General features: G+C 65.8%; 5 protein-coding genes. 3 read left to right on the forward strand and 2 right to left on the reverse strand.

All coding sequences use genetic code 11. The features are described 5' to 3' along the window. A partial coding sequence (locus ACK5L9_RS14810) for a hypothetical protein (RefSeq protein ID WP_416912244.1) occupies positions 1–104 on the forward strand: 104 nt, incomplete at its 5' end. A gap of 347 nt (positions 105–451) precedes the next feature. Beyond that, positions 452–2281 (forward strand): hypothetical protein, encoded by a 1830-nt coding sequence (locus tag ACK5L9_RS14815; protein ID WP_416912240.1) that lies wholly within the window; start codon positions 452–454, stop codon positions 2279–2281. Positions 2282–2301: 20 nt separating this feature from the next. Here ACK5L9_RS14815 and aroA read toward each other — a convergent pair whose 3' ends face one another. After that, the gene (gene aroA / locus ACK5L9_RS14820; protein ID WP_416912241.1) at positions 2302–3633 is read right to left on the reverse strand and encodes a 3-phosphoshikimate 1-carboxyvinyltransferase; all 1332 of its coding nucleotides are present in this window, start codon (positions 3631–3633) and stop codon (positions 2302–2304) included. A 201-nt stretch (positions 3634–3834) separates the two neighbouring features. On the opposite strand from aroA, the gene ACK5L9_RS14825 reads away from it, so the two are divergent. Further along, entirely contained in the window at positions 3835–4512 is a 678-nt protein-coding gene (locus ACK5L9_RS14825; protein ID WP_416912242.1) for a DNA alkylation repair protein, read from the forward strand. Between the two features lie 212 nt (positions 4513–4724). Here ACK5L9_RS14825 and ACK5L9_RS14830 read toward each other — a convergent pair. Then, positions 4725–5246 (reverse strand): calcium-binding protein (locus ACK5L9_RS14830; protein WP_416912243.1); only part of this gene is annotated, 522 nt, incomplete at its 5' end.

Below are 5246 nucleotides of genomic sequence, written 5' to 3' on the forward strand. Positions count from 1 at the left end.
CGAAACTGGCGGGCTGGTTCGTCGGTCAGGTGCTGAAGGCCACAGGAGGCAAGGCCAATCCGGCGGCCGTCAACGAACTGGTGGCGCAAAAGCTTTTGGGATGATCGCAAAAGCCGCGCGGCTTTGCCCTCATTCCGGCGTCAGGCCGGTGGTTGCCGGACCTGCCGCCGGTCGCATGCGGTATTCCCGAAGGGGCGCGTCCGGCGCATACGCGCGGCCGCGAATCTTATACGGAACAGTGTTGTATGGCGCTCGTGGCGCGCAAGGACCGCGGGCAGTTTTTCGCCTTTCCTCCGGTATTCGGCGGGGCGGCGCCGATGTAGGCACATCTGCCGGTTGAAAAACGCAACTCATTGGTACAGCTAGGGCTTTTGCTTCAAAATCTAAGGTTGTACCCTCTTGACCCAATCAAAAAGACGCGGCAACCCTCGGGCAGTAGTTGAGGGTTGCGTTGTCTATTCAGTTTACCGAAAAGCTGGGCCCCGTCGCTGTGGGTCTTGCTGCAGTGTCGCTGGGTCTGCCCTGGGCCGATCTGCGCACCGCGCTGTCGGTTCCTGATGCGCTGGCCTATATCTGGCTGCAATCGCGTGACCAGAACGCCTTTACCCTGATCCGCGAATTGCCCGACCATCTGCTGCGCTCGGGCGAGGTGTCAGAGCACGACCTGCGACTGGCCGCCGACGACCTGTCACTGGTGCCGCTGTCCCGCGTTGCCTCGGAGGTGCTGACCGACCCGGCCGCGCTGGCGGTATGGGCGGCCGACCAGTTGCCCAAAGAGGCGCAGGCCGAAAGCCGGCGCGTGGTCGCCGTATCGCTGGAGGTGGCGCTGGGGTTGCTGGTCCGGGACGAGGGATTTCGCCGCGCCATCACCGCCGGGCTGATCCGCTCGGCGTTGGACGCAAGCCACGAACTGCCCGAACGGGTCGGCAGGCTTGACAATGCGACCGAGGATCAGTTGCGGCTGCTGGGGCATAAATTCGCCATCAGCGGCTGGTCGGAACTGTCCGTACCCAGACTGCGCGGCATGGTACGGACCCGCGTGCGGGAACTGGGCCAACTGACATCGCGCATCGCCGAGGCCGATGACCGCAGCCTGTGGCTGGCCGATCTCAAGATCGCGGCCAAAGACGCCATCGGTCGTCTGGATTTCGCCGAGACTGATCGCCTGTTGCTGCGCGCCAGCCAGATCGAGACCGAGATCATGGCGGCGACCAAGGAACTGCGCGCCCGCAACGCCCTGCTGACCGGCGGGACCGAGGCCGCCTTTCGCCAGTTGTCGGCGGTGGCGGATGCCTTTGCGGATATCGACATCGCCGAACCGGGCCGCAAGCGCAGGGACTATGCCCGCCTGCTGCACGAGGAAGGCCAGCGGCATGGCGGCGAGGCGCTGCCCTGGGCGATCCGCATGTCGCGCGACGCCGTGGACCAGATCGACCGCGACGCCACCCCCGAATTATGGGCCGAGACCTATACGAATCTTGGCGATATGCTGCTGGACCAGCTGCGGCGCATCGGCGTGTCCGAGATGGGGGCGGTCCTTTCGGCGGCGGTCGATGCCTATAACAACGCGATCACCGCGATTTCCGAATTTGACCATCCGATGCTGTGGGGCAAGGCACAAAACCATCTGGGTAACGCGCTGTTGCAACAAGGTATTCTGCTGCCCGAGGAACATCGCGACGATTTCCTGAAACGGGCGCAGCGGGCCTATCGCCGGGCCGGGCGCGTCATCCTTGAAGAAACGCATCCGATGGACTGGGCGCAGACCCAGCAGAATCTGGCCGTCGTTCTTGTCCATCGCAGCAAATTCGCCGATCCCGGTATCGCCCTTGCGCTGCTGGGCAATGCCGCCGAAGCCTGCGAAAACTCGGTGCGCTATCGCGACCGCATCACCGACAAGCTGGAACGCGCGCGCCTGATCCACAATCTTGGCATGATCCGCGCCGAACAGGGGCGGCTCAGCGGCGGCATCACCGGGGTGGGCTATCTGGATCTGGCCATCGACCTGTATGACCGGACGCTGGCCGCCGTCAGCGAGGACGAGTATCCCGATTTCCGCGCCGAACTGTGCGAACAGCTTTGCCACACCGAATGCGCCCTTGCCGAAAACACGGCTTCGGTTGCGCCCCGCTCTCATCTGGTGGCGGCGCAGCATTACGCGGATATGGCGATGCGGTTGCACAAATCCCTTAAAAACGACGACCGGCGCAAGAATGCGGCAAAGCTGCTGGATGACATTCGCAGCCAGCTTGACGTGCGGCGCGCGGCAGAGCCTGTCTGACAGGATCCCGGTCAGGGCACCTATCCCAGATCGGCGCCCAGACCTTGCATCAACGGCAGGAAATCAGGAAAAGAGGTCGCGATCGGGCTGCCATCGTCCACCCCGACCGGCTGCTGTGCCGCAAGACCGAGGATCAGGAAGGCCATGGCAATGCGGTGATCCAGATGCGTGACCGCCACGCCGCCGCCCGGCACCCGCGCCATGCCATGAACAGTCAGACTGTCGCGGGTTTCCTCGACCCGGACGCCATTCGCCTCCAGCCCGCGCGCCATCGCGTCGATACGGTCGCTTTCCTTGACGCGCAGCTCGGCCACGCCGTTCATCACGGTCTCTCCTTCGGCAAATGCCGCGACGACCGACAGGATCGGAAATTCGTCGATCATGCTTGCCGCGCGCTCTGCCGGGACGCTGACGCCTTTCAGCGGGCCGTGCCGGACGACCAGATCGGCCACGGGCTCGCCCCCTTCTTCGCGCGGGCTCTCAAAGGCGATGTCCGCACCCATTTCCAGCAGCGTGACATAAAGCCCGTCGCGGGTCGGGTTGCGGCTGACACCCGGCACGCGGATGTCCGATCCGGGCACGATCAAAGCCGCCGCCACCGGAAACGCCGCGCTGGACGGATCGCGCGGCACCGCCACCGGCTGCGCGCGCAGTTCTGGCCGCCCCGTCAGGGTGATCACATGCCCCTCGCCGGTGGTCTCGGTACGGATCTGCGCGCCGAAACCCGCCAGCATCCGTTCGGAATGGTCGCGCGTCGGCTCGGCCTCGATCACCACGGTCTCACCCGGAGCGTTCAGCCCGGCCAGCAGCACCGCCGATTTGATCTGCGCGCTGGCAACCGGCGTGCGATAACGCAGCGGAACGGGATCCGCCGCGCCCTGAATGGTGATCGGCAGACGCCCCCCCTCGCGCGCGGTGATCTGCGCACCAAAGCCGCTGATCGGATCGGTTATGCGCGCCATGGGCCGCCGCGACAGGCTGGCATCGCCGGTAAAGGTGGCGGTGATCGGCGTCGTTGCCATCGCGCCCATGATCAGCCGCACACCGGTGCCGGAATTGCCGCAATCGATCACCCCCTCTGGCTCGCTGAACCCGCCGACGCCGACACCATGCACCGACCATTCGCCCGGCCCGTGCCGCGTGACCTGCGCCCCGAAAGCGGCCATCGCCTTTGCGGTGTCCAGAACGTCCTGACCTTCCAGCAGGCCGGTTATCCGCGTCTCGCCAACCGACAGCGCACCAAGGATCAGCGCGCGGTGGCTGATCGACTTGTCTCCCGGCACCTGCGCCATGCCCGTCAGCGGGCCGCTGCGGCGCGAAGTCATGGGGCGGGCATCAGAGGAATGCGACATGGGGACACCTTTCGATTGCGCAGGTCTTTTACCGCCGCGCCGCGACCGCTGCCACCATCTTCTTGCGGGCTTCTTGCAGGTCACGGCCCGCCCTTCTATTGCTTCTGCGCGAGCCACGGCGTCAGATCACAAGGTTATAGCCAGACAAGACAATCACTTTAAACGCGTCTGGCTATAAAAGCGGTTGGAAAGGGGGGCGGCATGGATGAACTGAACGCATTGCGGGCACTGGGTGATGCGGAAAGAGGCGCGCAGATGGCCGCCTATCACAAGGTCACGCGGATCTATCTGGGCGTTCCCGTGCCGCTGATCGCCGGTCTGGTGGCCGAATGGCGGGCCGGGCGGGACATCGCGGGCCGGGTCGCGCTTGCGCGCGATCTGTGGACCAGCGACATCCATGAAGCCCGGATCGCCGCCGCAAAACTGCTGACTCAGGCCCGTATCCGCCCTGATGCCGGGGTCTGGGATAGCATTACCCTGTGGCAGCCCGATTTCGACGCATGGGCCATCGCCGATCATGTCATGATTGCCGGGCAGAAACGGCTGATAGCCGATCCCGCCCGGCTTGATCAGGTTGAGGGCTGGTCAGAGGATCCGAACATGTGGATCCGCCGCGCTGCTCTGGTCGGCACCCTGCCCTGGGCCAAGATGAACAACCCCAAACCCGACGATCTGGCCCGGCGCGAGCGGATCCTGGGCTGGGCCGCCGGGATGGTCGATGACCGCGAATGGTTCATCCAGAAGGCCATCGCCTGGTGGCTGCGCGACCTGTCGAAGCGCGACGCCCCCCGCGTGCGGGCCTTTCTGACCGAATACGGACCGCGCCTCAGGCCCTTTGCCCGGCGCGAGGCCGGCCGCCTGATCCACCCCGACAACTGATCTACCCTGACGCACCGACTGCCTGACGCCGGCATCCGCAGACCGACCGCGCGCGAAGCGCGCCTCCGGCCGGGCGGCAGCGCGCGGGGCGGGCTTTGCCCGAACCGCACCCCCCCTTTCCGCCCATGCATGGCCTGCCCGGTCTGGCACCTGTCCCCATGCAGGGCAGATCGCCGCAGAAAGCAAAAGCGGGCGGCGGGAACTCTGCCTGTTCAGAACAGGAAATCGTCCAGGCTGTCCATCGTTGCGTTGCGCAGGACCAGCCGGTCGCCATCGCCAAAGCCCAGAACCAGCGCCTTCGCCGTTTCGGTGATGCGAACATTCGCCTCGAAATCGCTGCGGCCTGCAAAATCCCAGGCGCGCAGGTTCAGGCTGTCATCGCCCCGACCGAAATCGGTGATCACGTCGCGGCCGCTGTCCGGCTTGAAGGTAAAGCTGTCCGCGCCCCTGCCGCCGGTCATGACGTCGCGGCCCTTGCCTCCGAACAGGTTGTCCGTGCCCTTGCCGCCCAGCAGCCGGTCGTTTCCGCCGCCGCCAAGCAGAACATCGCGACCCCCGCCGCCGTTCAGGACATCGGCCTGCCCGTCGCTCCGCAGCCGATCATTCCCGGTTCCGCCATTCAGGCTGTCGGCCCCCTTGCCGCCGAACAACCGGTCATTGCCGGCCCCGCCGAACAGCTTGTCATTCCCGCCCTTGCCGCGCAGCGCATCGTTGCCCGCCCCGCCCCGCAGCAC

The sequence above is a fragment of the Paracoccus sp. (in: a-proteobacteria) genome (assembly GCF_047973135.1).
GTDB lineage: Bacteria > Pseudomonadota > Alphaproteobacteria > Rhodobacterales > Rhodobacteraceae > Paracoccus.